The organism is Lentilitoribacter sp. EG35 (genome assembly GCF_040784015.1).
Taxonomy (GTDB): Bacteria; Pseudomonadota; Alphaproteobacteria; order Rhizobiales; family Rhizobiaceae; genus Lentilitoribacter.
In genome coordinates, this window is the sequence record NZ_JBFNGQ010000011.1 from 101,035 (window position 1) to 127,585 (window position 26,551).

Consider the following 26,551-nt stretch of genomic DNA (forward strand, 5'->3'; position numbering starts at 1 on the left):
ACTCGTAGAAACTTGCAGCTAAATGCAGAACAAAGCACCAATTTGCAGCACTTCCCCGTACAAAACGCGTACAGTCCGTTTGTTGTTTGTTCTAACTTTGGTGGTTCTGCCCTTTAGAATTTTCCACGGTCACTTTTATGAAGTCGCGCATATTGCTATCACGCTCGCGGCGTTCTTCTCGATCTATAGCGAACTGACTTTCCATAGAAGTTCTTAAATCTTTTACATCTTCTTTGGATGCAGACGCGTTTTCAACCTCCCGAATACGCTTGTAAATGTCAGCGTTTGCTTTGCTCTGCGAATTACGAACATTTCGGAACGCTGTTATGGTATGAGAAAACATTGCCAATGCAATAGAAACACCTATTCCAACAACCCACTTAATCTCATCGGTCATTTGTTGCAGGCCTCATCTTTCTGACACTGACGATTATTACTGGCCACGGCTGGGCCAGCCTTCGAATCATTGGCTACGGCACGAGCTGCCTCACTTGTCGCAAAACGCACAAACTGATAGCCAGATCCGCGCGTGTCACTGCTAACAGTCGTCGAGGGGCAACCCGCTAGCACCGGCAAGCTCATTAAAACGATCACACTCAGACATTTGCGCAAAATCATTGTTATTCTCCAACATTTCAGACATTCGTTTGTTTGCTTCTGCAAGCTCATGGGCGCGCATTTCTAGGCGATAAGACTTCCGTACAGCAGGATCATCAATGAACGCGTCATAGATAGACATGATGGTGAATGTTGCTGCCGAGGCAACAACCGCCGCCATTACTATTTTAACACCTGTTTTGAGTGCTGATAATCGAGCCAAAAGCGTCATGCGACACTATTGCCAAACATTTTGTTTAACCGACGCTCAATTAAATCACGATTGCGCCAGGCAACATAAGCGATCAGTGCAACAAGCGTTATGCCACCTGCAGCAATCCCGATACTAAGCCAATCAAAACCCATATGATCAGATACAGCGCCAGCACCGCCAGCGCCCACGACGGATGGCGTGACGGCCTTTTTAACAACCTCAGATGCCAATGCAGCGTCACGGCGCAATTGGCTCAGTGTTGCGGGGCCTAGAATACCATCATTCTCCAAATGCGGATGCTGTTGTTGATAAGATTGAATAGCAGCTTTGGTTTTCCTACCCATCCAACCATCAATGGCACCTAGATCAAAGCCACGCGCCGTGAGCAGCTCTTGCGCTTCTTTTACAACTGGATCAGGCGTTAATGGCTTGGCTTTTTTCAACTTGCGTTGATTGCCCTCACCGCCAGATGAATAGACACCATCAAAAAACAACTTCATTTCTTTTGTGCGACGACCAATAATAGCTGCTGGCTTGCGCCAATCCATAAATGATTTACGCGCTGCAGCTATTGCGCCCTTATTGAACTTCTTAACCCAAGTCGCTCTGTGTATAGCGCCTGTGTTAAAATCAAAAGAAACTGCACCATCAAATGCCGACTGCAACAGCTTAACTGTGAATGCCTTTAATGTCCGTTTTTCAAACTTTACAAGATCATCGGTGAATATCTGCATTGCTCGCTCACGCGTGATCTTGCCCAACTTCACAGGATCTGGACCACCAGCAGCCTTGGTATGCCCAACACCGATGGTCCACACACCAACAACATCTTTATAAGGACGCAGAACAACACCCTCATGCGCCACGATTTCCTCGCGACCTCGATCAGAGACTTCCATATGTTTTCTCCATAGATAAACTAACCAATTTGATTGAGTTATTTAGATCTAATTGTCGTTATTTGCGGTTAAGCGGTGGCGTCAGCGCCACATGTGGTCACATGCGCCACGGATAGCGATGTTACTACTATTATCCCAAAGTGTTTCAAGCGTTTCACCACACCGGGAGCCAGCAACGCCAGTTACGCCCGTAGGACTTCCTGATGATGTATAAACTGAACTCCCACCGTACAACATTGCTGTTAGGTCTTTATCATTTTGTAAAATAACCTTGCCCCGTGCTCCCGTTACATCGTAAGCCTCCCAACCGTGTGGGTTAGTTGTGGCAACACCCTCCCAATCCGATAACGTACTTGTCCATATCCATACACAACCCGTGACCTGAATAACGCCCCACTTGCTAGTGAAATTAGGATCAGATGAAGCGCCAGCATTTGTCGTGCCAAGGCCCGTAGTTATAGGATGACTTCCGCGTCCACCGGTCTCATTTGTTCCAAATCCCGCAAGACACATCTCTTCATAGCTTGGAAGACGTTTACCCCATTGGCGGACAAATTCATTAGCATCCCACCAATTCATTTCCGGCAGAACTTCTGTACCATTTCCACCATAGTCACTTGAACGCTTAGGCGGGTTAGTGCCAGTTAAAATAGGATCATTGTTTCGAGATACGCCATCATCATTTGAACTATTACCGCAAAAATAAATATCTACCCAAAATCCAGCACTGCCAACTCGTGTCATACCGCGTGGATCTGGACACGCAGGCCTATAGTTTAAGTCCCACATTGACCATTCCAATATCTCGTCAGTCCATCCACCACCTGAATTAAGCCCGGTCGCCGCTGCACCAGTTAAATAGTGAAAACCGCCGATAATTGTTGCCCCCGTTGGCAAGGCATCTGAATATAGCTGCGCAATTGGCGTACCGTCTGTTTGAACGACTACCCTGTAATCAGTACCGGCAACCATAGTCGGAAGCGTAACAAGAGTATCCGCTACCATAGTGACAACAGCACCATCAACAGGGACAACAGTGCCAGTCTTAACTTTGACGGTTAAACCATCCTTGAAAAGAGCAGGCGAGAACATATCTGTTTTTGAGAATAGGGCGGGAATACTGACACCGCCACCGCCGCCAAAATTTGATTTTAGCGCATGCTTCAGCGTCCCACCGTCAGATACGTCGAGTAAAAGGATCATATCGTTATCAGCGGGCGTAACTACGGACGTAGTAATTCCATCAAGTGCAGCTTTAACATTTACCGCATTTGTGACATCGGCAGATTCCGCAATACCTGATAGCTTTTGGCGTTCCGCGTCAGAGAGTATCTTTTTTGTAGCCCCCTCGACCATGCTATCCATTGCAAATACATCCCCGGCAACGGCGTTTGGATCATAAGTTGAAGCAATCATATCGCCAGCGCCAGCACCATCCACTCCTTTAAGCGCTAATAAGTCCCAAAACAATGCATTTGTAGGAAGATTGCCGGTTGATAATGCGGTGCAAATGTAACTAGAGCTATTATAAGAGACCGCATCATTTACGTCATATTCGGCTGCACCCTCATAGGCACCTTGCCACTCAATTTTAGCCACATTTGCTTGAGATGCGCTCAGTGCCGCCGCGATCACATCTAACCCTGTTTGAACTCTATCCTCCCCCGTTGCAATAGCATCTAGTCCAGTTTGATTTTTAGCAGCTTCTGCCGCCGCTTGAATAGCAGCACCTGATTGATCAGATAAAAGCCTATAACCAGTCCCATCATCGACAAACATAACAGGCATACCAGCGGTCAAGCCGTTTGCAGATATTTCATTACCAGATGCTGTAAGCAATGACTGTACACCACCACCAATATTTAACGTCACATCATCAGTATTTGTCTCATCAATTTCCATGATGTAGATGGCGGAAAAAGCCGTGCCGGATAAGGCTCGTGATGCCGTCCCAACAATAGCATTCGCAGTGCCTGCCCCGACATTTGCAACAGGAATGATAGAATAAGGCAGATCGTCCTTTCGCGTCCATACATCAGACAAAACGCGATAGACACCGTTATTTGCCGCGATAGGATCTTCAGTTACCCATGCCTGCGTATTGTCGGCATTCCCACTTGACGGTAAATCCGCCAATAGATCGAACGCTAAAGCGCCAGAGTTTACCGCCTGAATTTTGATGTCGTATGCATCGAATAGCGAAATGATTTCAGCTTTATCAGGCTGATGCGTTTCAGAATACGGAAGACCTGCATAAACCTGCCTTGGGGAAAGTGTTGTCATCTATATACCTATCTTTATGTAATTGTACCGGTAATTGGGCCAGTGGTCGGACCCGGAATATTTGATTTATTATAAGGTGTAATCCAATAGGAAACGCTGCCAGCAGAAAGGCCAGTATCTGTGAAGCCGTCAACTGAGCCAGCAAATCCAAACTCGGTTCGAATTGGGGTACTGTCACCCCTGTTCGTACTGGCAAATGCGCGCTCAACAACTGTGGAGCCGTAATTCGTTTCAGTCGGGTTTATCCAGCTAATAACAGCCTCTCCATCACCAAAAACTACATCAGGTGATGAATGGGCACTTGTGGGAGTAATGTCAGCGGTTGCGTCAATGTCTATTTCAGATGACCAGTCAGAAGCCTCACCAGAAAGAGTGACGACTCGCCAGCGAATATTTTGGGTTGATCCGTTTGATACAATAGCTGACGATCCATAACCATCTTCGGTGCGAACACTGAACGCCTCCCAAAGTGTAGAACCGTCTGGTTTATGTTCTATCTGCGCAACAACGTCACCGCGAGAAGGCGTTGTGAATATAGCAACAAGTCGAACAGATGAGCCACCCGCCGAGGCGACCTCTTGCCCCGACACAGACATGTCTTCAGGTGTAATATTTGTCAATGAATTGTCAGCTGTGATGGTAATATTCAAATTTGGCCGGTTGCCCTCCGCAGAATTCCATATATCAGCATTACATCGGATTAATGTGACGGGACAAAATGGTGACTTGTAATCATCATCGCAGTTCAAGATGATGTAATTTCCACTTAGATTATCATCGCCAAAATCCAACCTGCAAAACAGTTGACTTTTCGCCTGCGATCCACGCTGCCCCAACACGCCAGAAATCTTTCGTGTTTCTGTCTCTTTGGCCATTGTTGCGGCAAGAATGCGATATGCTTGATTGTGGTTTGGTACCGTTCCCAATGGCAGAGAACTGGTTTTAACAGTGTCGCCATCCTCATAAGTATCGATCACGTATTCCGCAGATGATGAGTTATTGTAACCATAAGCAGGCTCAGTATAGGAGGCGAATATATGTGTTACATCGCTTTCGCCATCAGCATTATCTTGCACAGAAATTGATATAAAATCGCTCTCCGTAAACACCAAGCTAGGCTCAGCTTCAAACTTACCGGGGAATACAATTAATAAGCCATCAGAGTCAGTCTTAATAATTCCGTCACAAGACGATAGTATGCGTTTTTCGGCAGATATATTGGACTCAGATTGCTTGTTAATTGTTATGCCGCAAACATAACGATTAATGTTGTTCCCGTATCTATCGATGACGCTCTCGTCGCAAATATCGGCCTTACTAATTGCATCAACCCAATTGATTTCAGAAGGGTCCATTGCAAACCGTTCGACATCAATTTTGTGCGCCAAAACCATCAAAACAGGATTACCAAGATTTGGACCCCACGTTGACTGATCATCAACACGCTCAGTGCCAGAACCACCTATGACCGTACTGTCATTTCTCGGGTCGTAATAACGGCCAAAGCGAGCTAGTTGAGAGATATCAACTTCACCTAAACCAAGCGCACCAGGGTGACGCAATATTTTGGGTACAGCCTCACCAGAAACGGCATCAACATGCAATAAAACATCCGCAGTTCCAGCGCCCAAATGATTGACTGTCCATTCAGGAAATTCATCAATAAGCGTTTGCATAGCGACTTGGTCAGATGTGCCATTTCTAGATTCGATGCTGTAATATGGCGTCCCTGAGTAGGTAAATGCGTCATTGATTGCATTCCCGTTTTCATCCAAGGTCGCTAACGTATCACCAAGATACCAACCCATATGTTCAACAACCTCAGAATCACCAATAGCTACAAGCTTGTATATTTCCCCATCTTTGGTGGAGGCGAACTGCACATTCCCACCCTTGCGAACAACACCACCAAGCCAAAAGCGCGAAGGTTCGACTTGTTTTATATTTCCTTGCGTTTCGCGATTAGTGACAACAGCATAGGATTGCCCACCACCTCCACCACCGCCTCCTCCACCCAACGCGCCGATGGCAGCGTTTGTGGCAAAACCAATACCAGCGGATATAATTGCACCGCCAATAGCGCTCGAAGCAAATGTAACAGCCGCTTGCGCCGCAACCGCTTGAATAGCAACAGATGCACCAACAGCATTTAGAGCCGTTGAAATTATAGCACCAAGGGTAATAGGGTCAGCACTCGCAGGCGTTGACGATAAAATCGTTGAACAAAGCAAGGCAGTAGCGATAAGTTTTAAACGCATGTCCAAGCTCCCATTAGGTTTGCATATCTAATGCGAAATGAACGGTTCGGAGATTTGAAAAGCATAAATAAACCCAGCGATAATCCGACAGCGCTAAACTCACCGAAATCTGCAAGAATAACATCACCGCGCACATGCTCAAGTTTTGATTTAATGCCAATTGAATTGAACGCATTCTCGACAGAAGCCAACGGTCCACCCAATCGGAGCTGCAAGGCTTTTGCAGTTTCTTCATCGCTGTAAGCATTTCGATAACTGCCAATAAGATCAACGCCCGTAAGTGACAGGACATAATCAGCCATGATGATATTGCAATCATTCTTAGACCACACAAATCGCTCTTGGCTCATACGCTGTTCTGCCTGTTCAATGGCGGCTTCTAATTCGATCATCTGACCAACGTATAACCAGCTTCAAATAGTGGAATAAACTGTCCATATTGATCATCGGAAACACCATATAGCTTTTTAGATCTAAGTTTTTGGTTTGTATCAGTCATATAGGGATAGTTGGATTGAGAGCGACCAGCATTAAAGTTGACCGCTTTTAATGTCGTTTGATAAAGCAGTTTATGACTTCCATCGGCAAGCTTGGTACGAGATTCTTTAAAACTTGGAGAACCAACAATTGTTAGGCGAGACTTGTCCCCAACCTCAGATATAGCCCTTGTTGAACCGCCATCTAAAACCACCTTACCAAGAACCAATTTTTTCCCTTTTGTTTGAGAACCGTCCGCATCATCACGTAAAAGCTGATAGCTAGCCTCATCAATCCACCCGAGCGGAAATTGATAAATTGGGGAAGTCCCTTTACTCACATCAACTATAGTTGGGATATCAATCGCAGCATGAGGGTCGCCAGCATCACCCGCATACCATCCGACCCACTCATTACCGTCCAGTGTAAACATTGGACCGATACCACTCCACATTCTTATTGTGCGCGTGGGCAGCTCAATCTCAATAACCGATGGCGTTGAAATAACTCGATCGCTTGATGTTGTTTCATCAAGCTTAGCGTTCAAGATATCAAAGTAGGCGCTCATCAATCACCTCATTCAATGTAACACTACCGGGTTGGAAATTATGAGCAGGATCAAATAAAGACGTAAGCGCTTGAGGGTCTTTAATTTCGCCAATAATGTGAGGTCTCAATGATACTTTTGAATCATCTGCGACTGTGTAATTCCGCCGAAGCTGCGGCCTAATTGTCAAAGTAGAAATATCACCAACGGTTTGAATATCATCGATATGATGAACAGAGCGCCCAATCTCAATCACATTGCCATAATCTAATGTATTTGGGTGTCGTGATACATCGACTTGGATCGTGACATCACCAGCCAAAGCATCAGCATACAGATCTACGGTTGGGATGTACTTAAACCCGTAGCCCGATGAGAATGGCAAGTCATTTGAGAAATCAATTCCGTTTCCATAGGTTAACTCATTTGCTGCAATGGTCGCATTCGTTGCCAATTGCGGACTATTCCAAACAGGTACTGAAAACAAAGCACCACGCGCTTGATTGCAAAGCCAAGCAAAGATATTACCCATCGACGATGGACGCATTCCGAACTCCATCATCATCTGGTTTCTTGCGCCCGATATTGGAATATTATTCTCATAACCATTAAGACTAATCAGGCCGTTAACAGTGTTCGATGGTGCAACAATAATCGCACGTCGCGGGATCAAGACATCCGGCCAATTATAAAGTGGACGGATCAAGACACAGTCCCCGACCGTTGCTGTTGATTAGAATAACTGCCAAAATTCTGCTTAACTTCGTTGATAGCACCCTGCCTAGCTTGCTCAGATGATTGCTGCGTTTGGCTTTTGACATAAGCTTGAATTGCCCCCTCATCATCCACGCTGACTCCAACGCTAACATGAAAACCAGCAACACCGCCTCCGCCAGAAAGATCATGATTTGGTGTTATATTGCCAGAAACACCCGGACTAAACATTTCTGGCCCACGCTCTCCAACCATATAACTTTTACCACTCAGAACAGATCCGCCATTTGCACGGAAACCACCAAAAAAACTACCAACCAACCCCTTCAAAAACCCACCTGATTTAGTGGTAGGATTATAAGAATTTAGCTGCATTTGTCCGAAAGCGCTTAACGCCTTTACTAACGCACCTTGCCAAGTTAGCGTCTTATTAAACAATCCAGATAAAATACCGCCAGCGGTATTGCCAAAACTTTCCATTCCAGAAATCATGGAATTGGTCGCTTTATTAGACGCACTACGCAAACCATTCCACGCATCAGAAGCCGAATCGACCGAGGATTTAGCCAATGATCCCGCGCTTTTTGATATAGATGACAAATTGCCAAAACTGGCCGCCGCACCATCAGCAGATTTTATGTAAGTATCGAAGCTTTCAGCCGCTCCATCTGTACCCAAAGCAAGGTTTTTCATATCATTTGCAAGCTTTTCAGCTCCATCTGATATTTCTTTTGGAATGAATTTTTTTGCCTCATCATATAGACCGCGCAAAGTAGCTGCAAAATCATCATAGTAGCCAGTCGCTTTAGCTATCACACCAGCAATAACAACAAAGCTCGCAACCCCAATTCTTTGAATGGAACTATACAAAGCCATAGCTAGACCCGCCAGACGAATCCCTTTAGCCATTGTTATAAAGGCACCTGTTGTCGCAACAACAAACGTCACTATCTTTGCAGCCACAAATAGTTTGAACAGGTCATAAAGATCGCCAAGATGATCAAATGTAAAAATTATCCCTTTGACCAAAACATTGAAGGCACCGGAAAGAGCTGTTGTAATATCTTTTAAAGCTGTACTCCTAAACACCCCAGCAACCATGCGATCTGATAACTGTGTAAGCGCAGGAAGAACACCAGCAACCAAAGTGTTAGCTACACCTGCTGTAGCTTTTTGCATTCGTGCCAAATTATCATTAAAAGCCTCAGCGTATCGAAATGTCTGGCCACTAAAAACAAGTCCAAGATTTTCAGCTTCAAGACCCATTGCTTCAATACCAGAGCGGCCTTGATTGAGCATTGGTATAAGATCAGCCCCAGCCTTACCAAATATATCCAATGCAAGCGCTGTTTTAGTTACTCCATCGGGCATATTCTCGAATTTATCCGCCACGTCTTTAAGTATATCCGGTGACTCACGAAGTTTGCCGTTTGCATCTTCTATTGAAACACCAAGCTCATCAAATGGCTCTGCGGAAGCCGCTAATCCTCGCGATGCGTCCATAGCATTTTGTGAGATTTTACGAAGCCCTTTCGTAATTGTCTCAAAACTAGCGCCCGACATTTCAGCAGCATGAGCTAGCCGTCCAAGCTCCTCGGTTGCAACACCAACCGATTGCGCAGACTTGCCAAACTTATCAGCCTCCTCTGAAACCCTTCTAATTGTAGCCGCCGCCGCTACCGCTGCAACAGAAGCCGCAGCAAGCCCTGCCTTTGCTGCATTTGCAAATTTTTGCAATCCAGTATTGGCTCTTTTCAAACCTTTACTGAACTGAGCGCTGTTCATGCCAAGATTGACACGCAAAGCGCCGATAACTGCCTGAGCCATTTAAGAACCTTGATTTTTTATTGTGAGTGTTCCGCCAAATGCGGCATGAAGTTGCTTCACGATCATAACTTGATCTGCAACTGACTGTTTTTTTAACTTAACTTTGCCAAGAACGGGTGCATGTTTATCAAACTTTGGAAACTTGCCATTTTTGAATGGTTGAGAAAAATACCCACTAAAATAAGCATTGTAGTATGCCAAGGATTTTTCATTGAAAAGCACGTCTTGGTCGCTTCTCATAATTAGGTCAATTTGGCGAAGTGTTAAGCGCCAAAACTGCTCTATATCATGCCCTGCGGCGCACCAACGGCGCTGCAAAAGCGTCCAATCTATGCCTTGGCTTTGATCTTTCCCACATCAGCATCACCATCAGGTTCAACATCATCAGGAAAAGCTAATTCAAACACAGAGCCAACAATTTTGCCAAGCCCTTCCATGCCAAGTTCATCAATAATATTTCCGCACTCACGAAGAGTAATATCTTCATGACGCTCAACCAATGCGCCCCACAACAAATATCGCATGGATGTTATTTTGCCGTCATTGAATAATTCGGGTGCACCTTTGCCGGATTTATCTTCCATCTCACAAAGAGAATTGGTTGTGTAAACAAGAACCCAGTCTTTACCAAGAGCCTTGAACGATTTCTCGCCCTTTTCTTTATTCGCCAAAACCAATCTCCTAAACTATAAAGCCGGGCTTGCCGGTTGGTTTATAGGTCGCTGTTGCGGTCATCTTACTTTCCATAGGCACACCCAATTCAAAACCTGTCGCGTGGCACAAAATAATCCATTCGACATCATCATTCGGCGATGCAAATTGATAGTTTTTTGGAGTGTTCGAGTTTACATCAGCAAGACAATTAGTGGTTGTTGCACCATCAGGATCAAAATTCATCTCAATAGAAATTTCACCTGTACGTTTGATAGAGGATATAACTTCCTCCCAACGCTCAGGTGAGTCCATATGAGTTGCGTCTTCAGTATCTTTCGTCACGGAGATGCCGTTAATTGATGTAATTTCAGCAAGTTTCGTAAAGACTTCAGGATCTGCTCCGTCACCTCTACGCCATTCCGATCCATGTCCGATTTCAGCTTCTGTTGTCATAACGTTTTCCTTTATTCGTCGTGCCAGATTAATAAATCAATTGAAGTTCTGAAAAGATGCCTATCAGCAGCACTTTCCGTTTCGTTTCCGTCTCGTTCACCATCAATAGAGATCAGTTGAACAACAACACCCGATTGCGTTCCTTTATATCCATTCACAACAGACATCAGCGCACGCGCGGTTAGCTTTGCAGATCTGTAATCATCTCCATAACAATCACACTGAAAACGGCTCTGAATGAGATTTGAAGGACCAGCCATATGATAATCGCGAGGAGCCGAAACCTTTGAAAGCAATACAGCAGGCAAGTCCGATTTATTTTGCGGACGCTGTCCAATAAAAACCCGAGATCCGACAAGTGCAGCCAACCCACTATCAGCAAGTAATAATGCTATGAGTGCCTCTTCCATTATTTCAATGCCTTCAATTTGCGCTTCGCTTGACGTTTCACCGCAGCGATCAATTCTATGCCTGTGTCTTTGACTATTCCGTCAAGCGCTTCATTCTTGCCACCATCCCATGCAGGGCGCACGTGAGGTTGAGCGTCATGATTTTTATTACCAAATTCTTGTTGCAATCCCGCAGGGTCACTCGTTCCTACATAAACCTCGACATCAGACTTGCCTTTCTTGGCAAATTTACGCTGTCGTTTGTTGAGTTTTGTAGAAACAGCGTAAGACTTATTTAAGTTTCCGTTTTCACCAGCACCAACAGGTGCAAGATCATTCATTTTATCCGCAAGCGGTTGACCGTTCTTTTTAAGAACTCTACGAGCAACCGAATCTCGCGTTACTGCTTTATCAATACCCGCAAAAGCTTTTTCAAGATCCCGTAAACCTTCAATTTTTTCGACTGACATCAGGCTTAATCTGCCTGCGCAATTGCAGTAATTTCTAGATACCGACTTCGCCCGTGAAGAGTCTCTTTTGGCTTCCCTTTTATATCCCACAAAGTACCATCATAATTGATGCGATCTTTTGCATCGATCGTTCGGGACTTTTGCGAGGATCGAATTACAAAGCGGCTCATCCGGGTAGCATTCACTTGCCCAGCACTTATTTTTTCACTATCAGAAACATCTTTACGCTCCGCTGAAACAGTAGTGAATTTTTCCCAATTATCGTCAGGTTCATTGAACTCATTCACACCGCTTCCAGTATTGCGCTCGATAATGATGCGCCGATCAAGTTTTCCTGCGCCAGCCATTAGCTTTTCACCCATCCAGTTCTATGAACATCAATGAGATTTTGAAACGCCTGCGGCACTTCATTTGTTGATGTTTCAGTGACGGACTCGCGGTTTTCAAACCAATGACCCAGCAATAATTTTGCCGCGTGAATGATACCTTTAGGCACAGTCGCAAAGCCTGCGACAAAGACGATGTCAATCGCATCGGGCCTATCATACATCGCAGGCCATGCCGTTAGCGGTTCGATATAGGCTTTGTCGTTGTTTCCGAAAATTACAAAATCTGTGTTATCGGCGGTCTGTATTTCATTATCAGCATCGTAATATTTGATCGAGGTAACGCTGATTAACGGGAACAAAGGTATAATCAAGACCGCGCCGCCAGATACTGGCGGATGCATTAATGACCACGTTTGACTAGTTATTGCTTTGCCAAGCACCCCATATGGGCCATCCATGAAATCATTAACAGCGCCAACAAGACCGTTAATATAGTCATCTTGATCATCGTCTTCATAACGCAAATGGGCTTTAGCGTCATCCAGAGATATCAATGCAGCCGGTTCACCAGAACGCGTCAGGTTATAGTCTTTTGACCCGTGATACGATGCCATAATTCTAGCGCCTTACCGTTGCTCTTTTTTTTTGAGATGACTTGCGAACAGCCTTCTCCGGCTCTTTTCCGCTACGCACTAATTCCGCTTGTCCAGCATCAATCATACGCTGGCCTTCAGCAGCCTTCACCGTAATTTCTTCACCAGCATTTTGTGAGAACCCAACACCAGCACGAGATATTAGAAGTTTAATTTTCATAGCTTTCTCCATCGGTTTATGAAACGGGCGAACACGCCGCCCGAAACAAAAAACGATGTTATGACATCAATAATGCCTTGATCGCGCGATCATCGCCGATCTCACCATCAATACGAATAAGCCCAGCAATACCCAGATTAGGCCAGAACTTTTCACGCATCACACCCAAGATTGGATCGCCAACTTTGCGGACATAATACTCTTTGAAATCACCGTAAATGATGGGGCGAGTGCCGGTTGCAATAACTGCCATCGCTTCATTGAGACGTATTGGGCGTTCCAGCAAAGACTGAGGTGTACCCTCTTTTATATTACCCATCTGCCAAAGATAGTTTCCGTCACCATCCTTAAGCTTGCGAATTGCTGAACGGGTTTGTTTATTCATCATCCAGCCAGTACCACCATTTTCATATGCCTCATCCAATGCATCTTGCATGTTGATAAGTTCATCGGAGGTGATCGACGCTGTACCTGCGGCTGTAATTCCAAGAGATGCTGCAGTGACAATACCATTAGGCTCGTTTGTGCCGGAACCTGTAGTAAGTTTTTGATTGGCGATTTTACCCAAGCGCTTTCCAAGTAAGCGAGATAGCAAGCTTTCAATATTAAAAATACTATCTGAATTCAGCTCCATAGACCATTTTACAAATGGCGTTTTATATAGGTATGAATTCAACACTCGCTGACCAAATACGACATCACCAGACGCATCGTCTGCTACATCAGATCCTTCTGTGTGAATAGCCGTTGAACTATCGCCCGTATCATCAATAGTTGGGAGTTCAATCTCTCCACCACCACTGGTATTCATGGTGAATACAATATCGCTATACATTGGCCCGGTTGCTTCCATTGCCTCGATAAGCGTCTCACTTAATTCGGTTGGAACTGTAAAGCCACCTGCAGCATTGGATGACGTTAACTGCGCACGAGTTTCACTGTCTGCCACACCTCGTCGCAGCACTGCACGAGCTTCCGCAGAAACCTCAGACATATCGCCGCCAGCACTGAGCATTTCATGAAACGCAGCACGATAATCCAAAGTTTGATTATCATCGTCGAGCGGTTCTCGGCTTTCCACGTTACCACCAGGGCGACGTGGGTCCGGTGCATTTACACTACGTTCGGCTGCTTCCAGTTTTTCAAGACGTTCAACACGTTCGCCAATTTTGTCGTGTTCAGCCATCATAGTATCAAATTCACGTTCAATTTCTTGTGCACGAGCTTCGGGAGTTTCCGAAGTGATTTCATCAAATTTGGAGCGAGCATTGGTTGCGATGGAAGCCTGTTCCTCGCGCAGTTTCTTAATCTCTGCTGACATGATTATTCATCCTTATGATCATATTAATATTGGAATAGGCCGCACGAGGATCGAGCGCCGTTCTCTTGCCTAAGTCGTTCTCTTGGCAAGGTCTTTTTTCATGCGTCGTCGAAGCGAAACCGCATTGAAATTATTTGTTCGCTCTAGTTGATCGCGGTGCTTTTCAAGTGAGCGCAATCCAATCTCAGTGCCGACATATGCGGGGTGTGTAACAATAGACACATCATCAATCGAACCGAATTTCTCGATTGTTCTAACCGGTAATTCTCCAGTATCATCCCATTCCTGTTTGCCACCATCCATGAAGAACGCGAAAGACATTTTATCCATATCCCCGCGTTGCATCTTCGGGATGATCCGCATTACATCGGGGTCCGAAATATCCAATTTGGTTTCAACTCTTAAACCTTTTTCATCAGCTTCAAGCAACAAAGTTCCAGATGTTGTCCGCGCCAAAGGTTCTCCACGATGATTGACCAAGAAAGAGACATCGCTTCTCTGCAGAATACCTTCAAATGCGCCAGCTTGGATGACTTCGATGAACATATCGCTGATATTTGCACGCTCACCGTAGACCGCAGCATATCCTGCGACCGTTACACCGTCATCTGCAGTGCGAATTTCAGCAGGGATGCCGCCGCGAATTTCACGATCCATCATTATCTCCATCAGCATTATTGTTTATGAGTTTAATTTGCGCTTCGACCGGTACTGTTGCGCCTTGTACCAATAGATGATCACCACTAGGATCACTCGCCATGTTTTCTTTTGCCCGGACTTCGTTCGGCTTCATGATGGAATTCTGGACAGCAGTCGAATAACCTTCCATTCTTGTCTTGAAATCACCTCTCAGAAGACCATCCATAGAAAACTCAATATATTGGCGGTTATTTCTTCGACCAAATATTTTAAGATTTAGCTCTTGTTCAGCTTGTTCGACCCATCGTTTGATGGTGTGTTTTACAAAATGCAAATCTTGCTGCTCTGTATTTGAAAACGTGCCGTTGGTTAGATCCTGCAGGAAGGTCGGCGGAAGGGAATAAATTCTAGCAGCATCTTCAATGCTAAATCGCTTTAATTCTAGCAGTTGCGCTTTTCCAGCATCAGACCCAAGAGGTGTAACTTCCAAACCATCTGGCAATACCAGTGCGGCACGATTTTCTTCTGCAGCTTTCCGAACAGCGGCTTCAAGATCATTTGCAGCTCTTGTCATAGCACCAGCGGATTGAAACTTACCGCTAACCGCAAATGGTGGAACGCCTCCATTTTGAAAAAACTTAGAACCAAATTGGGTGGCGGCAATAGATAACGCGATCGTATCTTTGTTTGTTAGGATTGGGCTTCGATGTGAAACTAGATCCGCTTTTAACATGAACGGAATATCTATGATCTCTGAGGCTTCATAGGTGTATGTGTTTGAACCACCATCTTTATAGGTGTATGTTTTTTTCCAACCTGTTTTTTTGACTTTCACTCCGGCTGGGTCGAGTGGCCAAAGATTCATAATTTTGTTTGAGCTGTTTCTTTCTATAAACGTATAGGACCTACCACTCGTGAACACAGAATCGAATACGGACTTACGCCATTCAAAAGATGACATTTCATCATTGACTGCATCATGCAAAATCGCCGCGATGCCACCGGTTAATTTTGATCTGCTATCGCCATTCTTTTTATAAACATGAAGCGGCAAACCTGCGATTGTGCCTGACATAAAATTTACAGCTGCCCAAATAGCAGGAACACCTAAAGCGGATTCCGTATTCACAGATATTCCGGCCGAAGAAAGAGAACTATTGGCTAAGTTTATTAGCTGCATAAAATCTGACGATGAGACAGGTACACAACCGCTGGGAACGGAACCGCGTTTAGTCAGTCCAAGTTTATCAAAGAAGCCCATCAGATACTCATTTCAAATTCAGGATCATCATCCCATGGAGTGCTGCCGGTATTTGGCAATCCTGTAGATGCGATACCTTTGGCCATTACCATTGCAACAATCCCATCTATTCGTTGTGTTGATTTTGCCTTTGACGGCTTTATGTCTTTTGTCGGACTTTCTTCGACGGTCACTACTTTTGCATGCTCACGCAAAACAGGATGCCCGCCGTGGCGCATTCCATTACTCAGAAGCAAGAGTTCGATGTCTTTGGATGGTGCATTCATAGACGCAAAACCCTGACCAAAAAGAACAACCGGCAATCCTTCGTCCTGCAACTTTATTGAAGTTTCCGTGGCGTTCCATCGATCGATGGCGATACCGCCTAGACCAGATTCAACATCCCGTTGACCAGCATATGCGATGTTAAACTTTATACCGTCCGCATAAATTTGTTGACGGATGGCTTCGTAATCAACAACGTTGCCGGGGCTTGCGAACAAAGCACCTTCTTCGTGCCATTTTTCATAAGGCAATTTATCACGCTTCGAATGCTGCGCCAGTAGAGCGCGAGGTTTCCAAAATCGCATAAGCACTGTCGGATAATCCAAACCAGATTGAACTGGAAACCACAAACACAATGCAGACAGATCATTTGTTGATGATAAGTCCAAACCACCAAAACAAGTTTTACCCGCAAGCACCGTTTCCAATTCAGACCAATGATGTTTTCCAATACATTGATCCCATCCAAACTTTCGCCCTTCGTCATCGGTCATATCGATAGGCAACCAAAGCGAAGCTTGGTCAGTCCAGATGTTAAGTTGATAGTTCTTGAATGAGTTTTGCAATCTCGGCAACTGTTTTGCCTTGTTGCAATCGCTCTTCATTCTTTCCAGTTTTTTAGATACGCCTAGATTGGGATTTGCCTTTTCCCAAATCTTCGGATCAGTCCAATCGTCTTCCTGATCTGCCGCATAGATAACAACGAGCGTTTCTTCGTCATCAATTATCCCATCACGTATTTTTATGCATTCGTCCCAAATTTCCTCACCATAACCGCCTCGCTTTCCAGCTGTTGAAATTAGGAATTCAATTGGTTGTCTTCGTGCCGACTCTGAGTCAGTCATAAACTGATATAGCTCACCGTCGTTCCATTCATGGATTTCATCGCCGATTAAACCAGATGTGTTTAAACCATGTTTCCCGCTTGCTTTGCCGCTAAGTGCCTTGAACGATCCATTCAATGGTGGATAGAAAATAGATGTTTTATATGTTTCTAGAACACCGCTTAATTCAGGCGAGAGATTTATCATCTCCGATGCTTTATTAAAAACGATAGATGCCTGGTCTTTATCTTTCGCTATCGAATAGATTTCAGCTCCATATTCACCATCACCAAGTAATGCCAATAATGAAACACCAGCCGCTAATTCAGTCTTGCCATTCTTCCTTGGAACCCAAACATAAATCTTACGATATCGACGTGTTCCATCTGCTTTCTTCCAACCAAAGGCAGGACGAACAATGTCATCCTGTTGCCAGCCTTCCAGTAAAAATGGCCGACCAGCCCATTCGCCGGTTGAGAAACAAAGCTTGGTTTCAAAAAAGCTGACAGCCCGATCAGCTGCCCTTTCATCAAACCAATATTTTCCGTCTACCCATAACTTGCGTTTCTTATCGTAAGTCGCGGACGCGTTTACACCACGCGGTCTTTCAACTGCATTTGCCATATCGTAACAAATGACTAATTCAAGAAGCCGTGAATTTTCGTTTCCTCATTCACCGGTTTTTCTTCAACCGCCTTGCTTTCATCTGTCGAAGATTTCGAATTAAATAAATCACCCGGCGGATGAACCGCACGAGCTGCGAAAATTCTTTGTCGCTCTGCTGGGTTTAAACCAAAGTCCGCTTCAAATGTAGTTAGCAGTCTATCCAGACGTTCAGCCATTAGGAAGGCTGGGTGTGCCCGACTTACCGTTCCGCTGGCTGTCTCAACTGTGTAAATCAAACCGACTGTTTTCAGTATGGTCCTCAACTTCAACCATGTCGAAAAATTTTCGCAGTATCTACCAAATGTCTCAAAGTCCGTTGCGGTCAATAGCTTCAATGCAAACAGGTTCGGGGCAAGTTTATCCCAAACCTTTTGACCATCGTCATCAAGCCAATCTGGATACGACAAAATAGAACTTTGGCTTTTGGTGGAAACGCTAGTTTCTGAAACCTTTGGGTCTTCTCCAATTTTCCGTTTGCCCGGATTGCCCTTGGCCTTTTTAATTGCTGCGGGTGCGGGCTTTCTACCACGTGCCATTGTCTCTCAATAAAAAAAATATTCGGAATTACGCGGACAAAAAAATCTCACCTGCCGTTCGGTCCGCTAGATGAAGGTTTTAGAGATTAGACCCACCCCCCCACTACATACGAAGGTTTGTGAGTTCTATTGCTCGATCGCTATCAAGTTTCAGTTGTTCTTCGCTAATCTTTCCATCTGCATATTCGTTTTCAAGAATTGCCTTGATGATGTTGTGATGATCGGTGCAGCAACTCTGCCAGTTGTTACCATCCCAAAACAGATCCATATCACCTTTGTGCGGTATGATATGATCAGTCACAGTCGCCGCTTGTGTGCGGTCAACTGACAAGCAGCCAACACACAACGGATACATAATCAGATTGCGTTTGGATGCCTTATCCCAATCATGCGTATATCCACGCTCTCTCGCAGACCCACGATGCCGATCATATTCTTTCCGCACCTCGCGCCTGCTTGGCTGGCGTGGTGAACGATATGTCGTCGGCATCGTTGGCATATCAAATCAATGCTTCTCAACAGGCGTGATATCCAAGAAGTATTCGCCACCAAGCTCAAACTGACTGATAGCGTCTTCATTCGTGATAAGCATCGAAAGCTCACCCGATGGCGTATACTTAGACCACACAGCATTTTCTTCACCATCCGCATAAACAGGAGCCATAGCGATTTCCGCCAATTGCTCCGAGTTTGAGGAGTGCTGCATATGTTTAACTTCTTTGACAAAAAACTTAGCTCTTACGGCCATGGATTTATCCCTTGTTGTGATTGTTGATCGATTATGAGAACGAACACCACGCAAAACATGACCGATAAGGTCAGGGGACGGTGAACAAACAGTCTTGTTTCACGTAATGTTTCCCGTGAAACAATTTTCCGATTTTAAGATTAATTTCCGAATATCAGGCCACAAGCATCCATCTGAGAGGATTAGATATCGCCTGCGGCGTTGCCTCATGGGTTTGCTCTATGCTCGTAAGATAACGCGTTACAAACTATCAAATGCATTAGGATCAGCAAATCGTCCTGTTTTCCGCTCTAATCGGAAAATTTTACGATTTCAAGTGGTATTTCAGAATTAATTACCGAACCAAAGATATTCACATCCGCAAAAACAGCCTCACGAGATTCAATCAAAGCGGTCACAACAGCCTGAAATCCTTGAAGAGAACCACCAATCACACTCACCTTGGAACCCTCCATAATCTCAACAACATTTTTTTTGTCCTGTGATGCATCGTGTATCTCAGTTTTCCACATCTCGATCATTTCATCGCTCACAGCAATGGGCTTGCCACCATTTGTCAAAACACCATAAACATGGCGAAGCGATGAAAGCCCAAATGCCGCCGCAGCCACATCACCCACGCGAACAAAGAAATAGCCTGGCACGATATCTTCGGTGATTGTCTTAAATTTCCGCGTATGCTGAATGCGCACCCTGCGCGTGGCCTGCGGTTGCCACACACCAATCCCAAATCCGCGTATTTGCTCCGCCAATTCATCGCATTTCTCAGGCTTCACTTGCAGCAAGACCCATCGTGCAAATTGCTTGCCATGGACAAGCTCATCAATACATTTGGCTGCATATCGCGCATCCTCTGCCAAAAGTGATTGATCCACCCCATGCCGATGCGCAGCCCGAAGCCCCACATCCAGCTCAATAACCTGTCCAACCTCATGTTCATTTTGCCTTGCTTCCCGCTTGCTTCCCATGTTCTTATTCCTCTCTTTGATATTAACTTTTTGAATTAATTGACAAATAGCTTCTCGTAGGAGAAGCAAAGATAAACAACGGGCTGCAAGGGACGCATAAAACCACGCCCATACATAAAGCTCTAAAGGGGGTACCAACTTTCGGATTATTATCCATATATGAGACACCCCCTAAAAACATATAGAGGCGGGGTGCAATATATCCGTCCCTTGATCGCCTTGCCGCGTAACAATTTGATTTTACTATGATTATTTTCCGACGCAAAGCACTTTCTTTGCTGCGACCCATCAACCCACAGCAAGCCAAATATGTGCCAATCAGCACGTTTTCCCATACCCCAAACCCCTTTTCAAACAGCAACCCAACTCGATTTCTTGCGTCCTTTGCTTCGCAACTATCTGAAATAAAACAATAATTTTTGGGTCGCTTGTGGGTCGAAAGCAAAAACTTGCTGCGAAGCGAACAAAATCAGTAACAAATCAAACCACAAATTTCGTGATTTCTACAACCTTGAAGAATTTCGGAAAATTATCAGAAAAAACCACGCCCAGCCATGCATTCAAATCATGGCCAATAAACCTATATTTCGTGATAATAAGGTAAAATTCGCCGCATTTGGGCTTGTGTTTCGCCGCAAAGGGTCGCAAGGGAGCATCGCTTTCAAAGTCAAAAAGGGGTCAGGGGCAGGGTAGGCAACACAATAAAGCCTAGGCCAAATCAAACCCACCAAACTACGCATGTTGTTGTGTTAAAGAGATATAAGGACAATGAGAATTCCCAAGCTAAAGCTTGGCAACACTCATAGCCGTACTAGCTTAAGATGCCTATCAGCATCAATTAGGAGAATGTTTTAATAAAGTCAGTCAACACGAACAGGACCGGCACTGATGCGAGCATACTATAAATCAGCCATTTGAAGGTGCCTACAGTGAGTTTACCTATATCAGCGAAATCGCTGTCTCTATGATTTAGAAACATTAGTCCTTGAACGCCCATAAACCCGTAAAGCATCAGAACCAATGGCCATAGAAACACTAGAATTACGAGACCTACCATAAACTCAAATTTTTCCCGGATATTTCTCTGGTGGATACGAAATTCATCATTTTCAGATTCCATTTCCAGCATCGCCACAACAAATGCTCTGCCAAATACAATTCCAATTGTTAGATAGTCAAAAATCCATATGGGAAGTTGAAACGGTAACCAAAACAGTAAGTGTTCAAGAGCCCATCGTTGCGCATTTCTCCAATGCTGTATCACACCAGCATCAAACCATTCACGCCATTCAACAACATTGTCCGCAAGACCAGCTAAACCAAGCCATGAAAAACAAATCATAACCACCCATACAATCGGGTTCGTTTTCTTAGGTTTTTGTTCCGGCAATTCATTTTCCCCACAACCACACAACGATAATCACATAGCTTTCAATCGCTTCAATTACAACAGACACAAAAAAACCCCGCCAATGGCGACGTTTTCACATTGTTTTATGTGCTTGAAATAGTGATCTGAGAATTAGAACAAAATTAGAACAAACCTGCCTTATCCCTACTTAGTACACTAAGCATGTGAATTTTGGGGAAAGCGATACTTTTATTCTTGCGCCAGAACCGAGAGGTCTTAATCATATTGCCAGTCGAGGCTTGATTTAGGAAATCCGCCTCCATGAGAAAGGAGATAACATGCATATTGTAATTGCCGCTCTATATGTCGGCTTAGCTGTAGCGCATATCACTATGGCCATTCACTAAAGCCAACACATAGGCATTTGATAGATACCAATTAATTGGTACCAGATGTTGCGATAAGTTGAAGCCTTCGCAACATCTGGAAAAAAACTAACTCAGATTATCACACTTTGCAATATTTAGAATTTTGAAATCACAGCAATAAAAAAGCCCCGCCATCCAGTCAGTTTGGCGAGGCTTTTAACAAAGCTTTGTAGAGACGACAGCTAATCCATCAATCGCATTCTATCGGTCATATACTCTGCCCGAAGCATAATACCCTGATAATATGTTGAGCTGCTTTTGCGTTTGGCAAAAGTGCCAACACCGCCTTGCTGCAGATCGTATGCGCGGCCTGCCTCACGTGCCATGCGGCGAAAAAACGCGGCTTTATTGAGCGGCGAATGACGCGAGGATTTGCACCATTCTACATATCCTTGATAAAGATCACACGGCATAATTTGCTCATCGCCACCCGTAACAAAGCATGCATCATTGATAAAATCAGACACATGGTTTTGCCGATCAGGGTAGGGCGCTTCATCAAGCGGCACAAAAACAGGAAAACCCATTTTCACCCACAGCTCAGCTGCAGCCTTTTTGCCGTGTATCATCCGCGCTTCACGAATAAACCCCAGCCGATCATTCACCTTGTCAGCCCCAATTGCTTCAAATGGGTCGTAAACTTCACCAACATTAGCAGGGTCAGGATTTGCAGTGGTGTCCATATCAGCCATATCATAACTCCCATAGGCCCGAAGGGTAGGTAATACATCATGCAGTACCCAGCGCTTAAATTCCTCGGCTTTCTTTTTGCGGCTTTGAAATATCAATCGATAAAGACCAGGCTCATTCACACAGTTCACATTGGGGTTTCCACCCAAATTTGGTTTATGGGACGGTAGCGATTGGGTTCTGTCGGTACTACCGACGGAACCTATGTTTATTAGCTGCTTCTCATCTGCAGAATGTCCAGTCAGCGCATCTCGCGAGTTACTTATACCGAGACACCGGCAAACATCGGATGCCACAAACCAAAACACGCCATCCAAAACAACAGAGCGAACATGTTTCCCACCAAAGGTATGATCAAAATATGTCATGATGTTTCTCCTTTACGACGCAATAACATACCTTTGTTAGCTCCTGTTATCGAGCAACCTTTAAGATGTGCGACAATCCGAAATTCAGAAACATCTAATTGTTTAAGAATATCCGATTGATATTCCTGCGGTTGAGTACATTGCTTATTATGTTTTTGAACGTTTTTTATGAAATCACTGAAGGTCATCAGCATACTCCTTTCACAGGACTCGACTCATTGTTGAATTTGAAATAGCGTCCCAAACAATTGTAAATTGTAGAGAGATTCCCATGTTCGGACTTTTCAAAAAGACACCCATACTCGCCACCAACCGAGATTTTAAAGTCAATATTGTTGGCGAGTCTTTCTACCAAGACAGTCTTCAAATAATTTGGAAACGAACAAACAAAGACGACAGACCTAAAGCCAAGCTTGTTCCAGACCCTAAAAACCCGCACGATGCGAATGCTGTTAAGATCGAGGTAATGGGAATGCATATAGGCTTCTTGTCTAAAGAAGATGCCATTCGTTACCATGCCGAATTTGGGCCAAAATCTAGTCAATGCAATATTCGCATTTATGGCGGGTTCAATGACGACAGCTCGACCAATATTAGTGCCAAATTGAATTGCAAAAGACCGTTTCAATTGGCCTAATCTTATAAAATAAGTCATCAACTCACCTCCATAACAGCAGGTATAGGATTGAGCCACAGCAACGACAATGCCCGACGATCACTCTGGCCAATCGCATTAATCAGCTCAAACCCGTCTATAGTGACAAGCACATCGCCATTGACCATCAATTTATGATCGTGCGGCACCTCATCGATCGCCGCACCATTATTCACAACGCCAAGCAGATCACACGCATCATGGGCATGATACCATGTGGTCGTATCAAGCTCGATTTTGCGCAAATAGCCTTGGTTAAATTCTATAGTGTTATAGTTCATATTGAACCTCTGTGAGTTGTCGCCAATCTTAGGATCGAAGCTAAAATTGGCGGGGTGAACAAGCAGGTTCGAACTACCTAAAACGAGCCTCACAGCTACACGAATAGGTCCGCTTGCGCGGCCTAAATGCTCACCCCATAGATATCTGGATAGATTCCAGATACAGAAATACCGCGTCGATGCGCGGTAGGAGCGCCATGAGTTATTCAGGGTTCGAATCCTGACACGCCCATTTCTGACGTGCACCACATACATGCGCTCATTTTCTGAATTTGTCAAATATTCATATGGGGTGTCGTTGAGCATTTTTCCATCCGTTACCAAATTAAACTGGCATATAAGCAACCGCTGTTTTACGATTGTCGATATCGATCACCGGCCCGATGATATCCACCTCATGCCCCGCACGTTTAAACATCCGATAAACACCCGTGGGCATCAGCCCAATAAATCTGGTGATATCTTTCGATCTGGCGAATTCTTTCATCGAAATGAGTATTTCATCCATAATCAGCTTCGCATCCTTCATCCCCACATTGGGGTCAATCGTATAGCGCGTGGCCTCCCATTCATGGCCGTCAACGGGTGGTTCAATATCTAAAATACCGCTGGGTATTCCATCCAGTTTTCCATCACACGCATCTTTAATCATATAGGTGTGCAGCCCAATTCTCACGTTTGTCGGCATCATTCTCGCGCATCCCACACATTCATTTTTCTCATTCAGCACAATCACATAGTTTGAATAGGCCGTGTCATATTGATCAAATTCCAATCCATCACAAACAGGCATTTCCCAACCCGCTTTATCTATAAAAACCGCTTTTCTTAAACGGTGATGTGCCACCCATTCAGATGAGTATTGCACCATGTTAGACCAGTTAACGATGATGGTTCGTAATCTACCCATGATATTCTCCTATTGGTTGCTAGAACCAAATGAGAACAATCAATCATGGGTTAAATCAACTTATGATTTGCCTCCTTATAGCCACACTCACTGCTTGCACTGTATCTCGCGCCGCCAATGCATTTCGCGCTCGGTCTAATCCGTCATTCACTGTCCAGACCTTTACTCGCAAAATTCGAGAAATTTCAACATAAGAAAAACCCTCAGACTTAAGCCAAAGCATAGCCTTTTGCTGCGCCGATAATGGAATTTGAGAGGGCGAAAAACGCTGAAACATACTATCAGAAACCCCGATCACCAGATCGTTGATTTCCTCAACGGTAATATCATCAAAGCTTTGACTAACCGCACTTATGACAACTTTCTCGCCACCACTATAAACAGGGATCACAAGACCAGGCTTCTTGGCACCATAGATCCCAAATTGCCGCGCCTCCCGCATAACAGAATTGCGAGACTGGATATCTTTCCACCAAATTGGATTATTTGAAAATGCTCCAGCCCAGCAAACGGGATCTCGAAACATCATCTCACCTTCAAAATAAATCTTCTGCCATTCATCATCGTAGGTGGTAATGACATCTTGCGGCACAAGTTCGTTAAAGTTTGCACCGATGGCAAATTCATCAATCCCCGATCGACGCAATAGCCCCGCAATATTTTCAACTAACTCACTCATTATATGTCCCTTCACCACTTAGGAGAGCATATTTTTCAGATTTGTAAACTAGTGAAATTTAGGGTTTTTGCGATTGCTGGAGATTTTTCATTATCACCATTCACGCTAACTAATTGAATTTATGCAGATAAATTTAATAGCGCTATAAGAGAAATAAAATCAGTAATTCTAGTTTTGAGTGTGTTTTGCAACCGAAATTTCAGTCATCAACAGCAAACAAGGGCAAATTTCCCTCATTCTCATCAAACACCCGGTCTGAAATTATCAGCTCACTCGTGTCCGTTGCCGCCCCTAGCGAAACACTATATTTAAGCTTCACTTCTCGCATATAATATGCCGCAAAAACCTCTCTGATTTCTGGCGTATCAATTATCTATTCTTTTCCTCCTTCAATGATACCGCGTCCAATCTCGCGGCGATTTCAATTCACTTTCACCCACCACACTCCGGCATGTGGTCAGACACACCGTCGCGTTTTTCTTCATCGGGTGATATGTCCATTTGTGACCACGCGCGCAGATAAACGGTAACTCGACACCTTGCTTGAATGATCGATAATAAATCTCAATCTCATCATCCCGCACACCCTTTGATTTCAGCCTGGCAACAAACGCCTTTTCCCACACCGGCAAGACCTGTTTGAGAAACGCGCAAAAATCCGAATACCCATCCGCGATATGCTCTTCAACCCTAAAAACATCAGCCCATCTATCACGCATATGCCATTCCTATCTTGATTCCTGTGTAAGAACATAATATGAACATTTTCATATTTCAATCGAAATAAAAACGAAGGTGAAACCAGATAATGCCAAAAAACCAAACCCCAATCACCTACGACACATTTGGCAAACTGGTTGATAACGGCTGGTCAGTCTACGCGTTCTGCACCGCCCAACACTGCGGCCACAGCGCCAAAATCGACATAACCAAACTCCCTGGAAACCGCTCATGCATCAACCAAACCTACCGCTGCAAATGCGGCGCAAAATGCACCGCAACCCTGACACCAAATTATGATTGAACCCAATGACATAA

General features: G+C 44.6%; 33 protein-coding genes. 1 reads left to right on the forward strand and 32 read right to left on the reverse strand.

The features are described from left to right. Window positions 1-91: 91 nt before the first annotated feature. The 28 genes from AB2J24_RS16915 to AB2J24_RS17050 form a co-directional block, all read right to left on the reverse strand. Entirely contained in the window at window positions 92-397 is a 306-nt protein-coding gene (locus AB2J24_RS16915) for a hypothetical protein (protein WP_367386331.1), read from the reverse strand. 141 nt (window positions 398-538) lie between these two features. Continuing rightward, the gene (locus AB2J24_RS16920; RefSeq protein WP_367386332.1) at window positions 539-829 is read right to left on the reverse strand and encodes a hypothetical protein; all 291 of its coding nucleotides are present in this window, start codon (window positions 827-829) and stop codon (window positions 539-541) included. Further along, complete coding sequence (locus tag AB2J24_RS16925; RefSeq protein WP_367386333.1) at window positions 826-1,710, reverse strand: glycoside hydrolase family protein; 885 nt, start codon at window positions 1,708-1,710, stop codon at window positions 826-828. Before AB2J24_RS16925 ends, AB2J24_RS16920 begins: the two co-directional genes overlap by 4 nt. 81 nt (window positions 1,711-1,791) lie before the next feature. After that, complete coding sequence (locus AB2J24_RS16930; RefSeq protein ID WP_367386334.1) at window positions 1,792-3,993, reverse strand: hypothetical protein; 2,202 nt, start codon at window positions 3,991-3,993, stop codon at window positions 1,792-1,794. Between the two features lie 14 nt (window positions 3,994-4,007). Further along, window positions 4,008-6,251, reverse strand: a complete 2,244-nt coding sequence (locus AB2J24_RS16935) for a hypothetical protein (RefSeq protein ID WP_367386335.1) — start codon at window positions 6,249-6,251, stop codon at window positions 4,008-4,010. Beyond that, a complete protein-coding gene (locus tag AB2J24_RS16940) occupies window positions 6,242-6,643 on the reverse strand; it encodes a DUF6950 family protein (protein WP_367386336.1) in 402 nt (133 codons plus the stop codon). The genes AB2J24_RS16935 and AB2J24_RS16940 overlap by 10 nt, the downstream gene beginning before the upstream one ends. Beyond that, complete coding sequence (locus AB2J24_RS16945) at window positions 6,640-7,296, reverse strand: hypothetical protein (protein ID WP_367386337.1); 657 nt, start codon at window positions 7,294-7,296, stop codon at window positions 6,640-6,642. The genes AB2J24_RS16940 and AB2J24_RS16945 overlap by 4 nt, the downstream gene beginning before the upstream one ends. Next, the gene (locus tag AB2J24_RS16950) at window positions 7,280-7,981 is read right to left on the reverse strand and encodes a hypothetical protein (protein WP_367386338.1); all 702 of its coding nucleotides are present in this window, start codon (window positions 7,979-7,981) and stop codon (window positions 7,280-7,282) included. The genes AB2J24_RS16945 and AB2J24_RS16950 overlap by 17 nt, the downstream gene beginning before the upstream one ends. Further along, window positions 7,978-9,816: a phage tail tape measure protein gene (locus AB2J24_RS16955; RefSeq protein WP_367386339.1), complete on the reverse strand. Its 1,839-nt coding sequence runs from the start codon at window positions 9,814-9,816 to the stop codon at window positions 7,978-7,980. The genes AB2J24_RS16950 and AB2J24_RS16955 overlap by 4 nt, the downstream gene beginning before the upstream one ends. Beyond that, window positions 9,817-10,134, reverse strand: coding sequence for a hypothetical protein (locus AB2J24_RS16960; protein WP_367386340.1), 318 nt, complete (start codon window positions 10,132-10,134; stop codon window positions 9,817-9,819). An 11-nt stretch (window positions 10,135-10,145) separates the two neighbouring features. Further along, complete coding sequence (locus AB2J24_RS16965; RefSeq protein WP_367386341.1) at window positions 10,146-10,487, reverse strand: hypothetical protein; 342 nt, start codon at window positions 10,485-10,487, stop codon at window positions 10,146-10,148. 10 nt (window positions 10,488-10,497) lie between these two features. Continuing rightward, window positions 10,498-10,923, reverse strand: coding sequence for a phage tail tube protein (locus AB2J24_RS16970; RefSeq protein ID WP_367386342.1), 426 nt, complete (start codon window positions 10,921-10,923; stop codon window positions 10,498-10,500). 11 nt (window positions 10,924-10,934) lie between these two features. Then, window positions 10,935-11,333 (reverse strand): tail completion protein gp17, encoded by a 399-nt coding sequence (gp17, locus tag AB2J24_RS16975; RefSeq protein ID WP_367386343.1) that lies wholly within the window; start codon window positions 11,331-11,333, stop codon window positions 10,935-10,937. Then, window positions 11,333-11,782 (reverse strand): HK97-gp10 family putative phage morphogenesis protein, encoded by a 450-nt coding sequence (locus AB2J24_RS16980; RefSeq protein WP_367386344.1) that lies wholly within the window; start codon window positions 11,780-11,782, stop codon window positions 11,333-11,335. Before AB2J24_RS16980 ends, gp17 begins: the two co-directional genes overlap by 1 nt. Window positions 11,783-11,787: 5 nt before the next feature. After that, window positions 11,788-12,129, reverse strand: coding sequence for a phage head closure protein (locus tag AB2J24_RS16985; RefSeq protein ID WP_367386345.1), 342 nt, complete (start codon window positions 12,127-12,129; stop codon window positions 11,788-11,790). Continuing rightward, entirely contained in the window at window positions 12,129-12,725 is a 597-nt protein-coding gene (locus AB2J24_RS16990) for a head-tail connector protein (RefSeq protein WP_367386346.1), read from the reverse strand. Before AB2J24_RS16990 ends, AB2J24_RS16985 begins: the two co-directional genes overlap by 1 nt. A 4-nt stretch (window positions 12,726-12,729) precedes the next feature. Beyond that, on the reverse strand, window positions 12,730-12,924 hold the full coding sequence (locus tag AB2J24_RS16995; protein ID WP_367386347.1) for a hypothetical protein: 195 nt from the start codon (window positions 12,922-12,924) through the stop codon (window positions 12,730-12,732). 58 nt (window positions 12,925-12,982) lie between these two features. Then, window positions 12,983-14,245, reverse strand: a complete 1,263-nt coding sequence (locus tag AB2J24_RS17000; protein WP_367386348.1) for a phage major capsid protein — start codon at window positions 14,243-14,245, stop codon at window positions 12,983-12,985. Between the two features lie 69 nt (window positions 14,246-14,314). Next, on the reverse strand, window positions 14,315-14,902 hold the full coding sequence (locus AB2J24_RS17005) for an HK97 family phage prohead protease (RefSeq protein WP_367386349.1): 588 nt from the start codon (window positions 14,900-14,902) through the stop codon (window positions 14,315-14,317). Further along, complete coding sequence (locus AB2J24_RS17010) at window positions 14,892-16,145, reverse strand: phage portal protein (protein ID WP_367386350.1); 1,254 nt, start codon at window positions 16,143-16,145, stop codon at window positions 14,892-14,894. Before AB2J24_RS17010 ends, AB2J24_RS17005 begins: the two co-directional genes overlap by 11 nt. Further along, entirely contained in the window at window positions 16,145-17,857 is a 1,713-nt protein-coding gene (locus tag AB2J24_RS17015; protein ID WP_367386351.1) for a terminase large subunit, read from the reverse strand. The genes AB2J24_RS17010 and AB2J24_RS17015 overlap by 1 nt, the downstream gene beginning before the upstream one ends. A 14-nt stretch (window positions 17,858-17,871) precedes the next feature. Further along, window positions 17,872-18,435 (reverse strand): phage terminase small subunit P27 family, encoded by a 564-nt coding sequence (locus AB2J24_RS17020; RefSeq protein ID WP_367386352.1) that lies wholly within the window; start codon window positions 18,433-18,435, stop codon window positions 17,872-17,874. A gap of 103 nt (window positions 18,436-18,538) precedes the next feature. After that, window positions 18,539-18,934: an HNH endonuclease gene (locus AB2J24_RS17025; protein WP_367386353.1), complete on the reverse strand. Its 396-nt coding sequence runs from the start codon at window positions 18,932-18,934 to the stop codon at window positions 18,539-18,541. 6 nt (window positions 18,935-18,940) lie between these two features. Continuing rightward, window positions 18,941-19,183 carry a hypothetical protein gene (locus AB2J24_RS17030; RefSeq protein ID WP_367386354.1) on the reverse strand — a complete coding sequence of 81 codons (243 nt, stop codon included), beginning with the start codon at window positions 19,181-19,183 and terminating at the stop codon, window positions 18,941-18,943. Window positions 19,184-19,473: 290 nt separating this feature from the next. Continuing rightward, complete coding sequence (gene nusG, locus AB2J24_RS17035; protein WP_367386355.1) at window positions 19,474-20,151, reverse strand: transcription termination/antitermination protein NusG; 678 nt, start codon at window positions 20,149-20,151, stop codon at window positions 19,474-19,476. An 838-nt stretch (window positions 20,152-20,989) separates the two neighbouring features. Next, window positions 20,990-21,541, reverse strand: coding sequence for a hypothetical protein (locus tag AB2J24_RS17040; RefSeq protein ID WP_367386356.1), 552 nt, complete (start codon window positions 21,539-21,541; stop codon window positions 20,990-20,992). Window positions 21,542-22,112: 571 nt separating this feature from the next. After that, window positions 22,113-22,988, reverse strand: a complete 876-nt coding sequence (locus tag AB2J24_RS17045) for a BRO family protein (protein WP_367386357.1) — start codon at window positions 22,986-22,988, stop codon at window positions 22,113-22,115. Further along, entirely contained in the window at window positions 22,985-23,176 is a 192-nt protein-coding gene (locus AB2J24_RS17050) for a hypothetical protein (RefSeq protein ID WP_367386358.1), read from the reverse strand. The genes AB2J24_RS17045 and AB2J24_RS17050 overlap by 4 nt, the downstream gene beginning before the upstream one ends. Before the next feature lie 83 nt (window positions 23,177-23,259). Between AB2J24_RS17050 and AB2J24_RS17055 the strand changes: the two genes are divergently transcribed. Then, entirely contained in the window at window positions 23,260-23,625 is a 366-nt protein-coding gene (locus AB2J24_RS17055) for an HIRAN domain-containing protein (protein ID WP_367386359.1), read from the forward strand. A gap of 17 nt (window positions 23,626-23,642) precedes the next feature. Here the strand turns inward: AB2J24_RS17055 and AB2J24_RS17060 are convergent, their stop codons facing one another. The 4 genes from AB2J24_RS17060 to AB2J24_RS17075 form a co-directional block, all read right to left on the reverse strand. Then, entirely contained in the window at window positions 23,643-24,230 is a 588-nt protein-coding gene (locus AB2J24_RS17060) for a hypothetical protein (RefSeq protein WP_367386360.1), read from the reverse strand. Between the two features lie 19 nt (window positions 24,231-24,249). Then, complete coding sequence (locus AB2J24_RS17065) at window positions 24,250-24,834, reverse strand: acyl-homoserine-lactone synthase (protein ID WP_367386361.1); 585 nt, start codon at window positions 24,832-24,834, stop codon at window positions 24,250-24,252. 55 nt (window positions 24,835-24,889) lie between these two features. Beyond that, entirely contained in the window at window positions 24,890-25,513 is a 624-nt protein-coding gene (locus tag AB2J24_RS17070; RefSeq protein WP_367386362.1) for a helix-turn-helix transcriptional regulator, read from the reverse strand. Window positions 25,514-25,902: 389 nt separating this feature from the next. Beyond that, window positions 25,903-26,232: a hypothetical protein gene (locus tag AB2J24_RS17075; RefSeq protein WP_367386363.1), complete on the reverse strand. Its 330-nt coding sequence runs from the start codon at window positions 26,230-26,232 to the stop codon at window positions 25,903-25,905. Window positions 26,233-26,551: the final 319 nt, after the last annotated feature.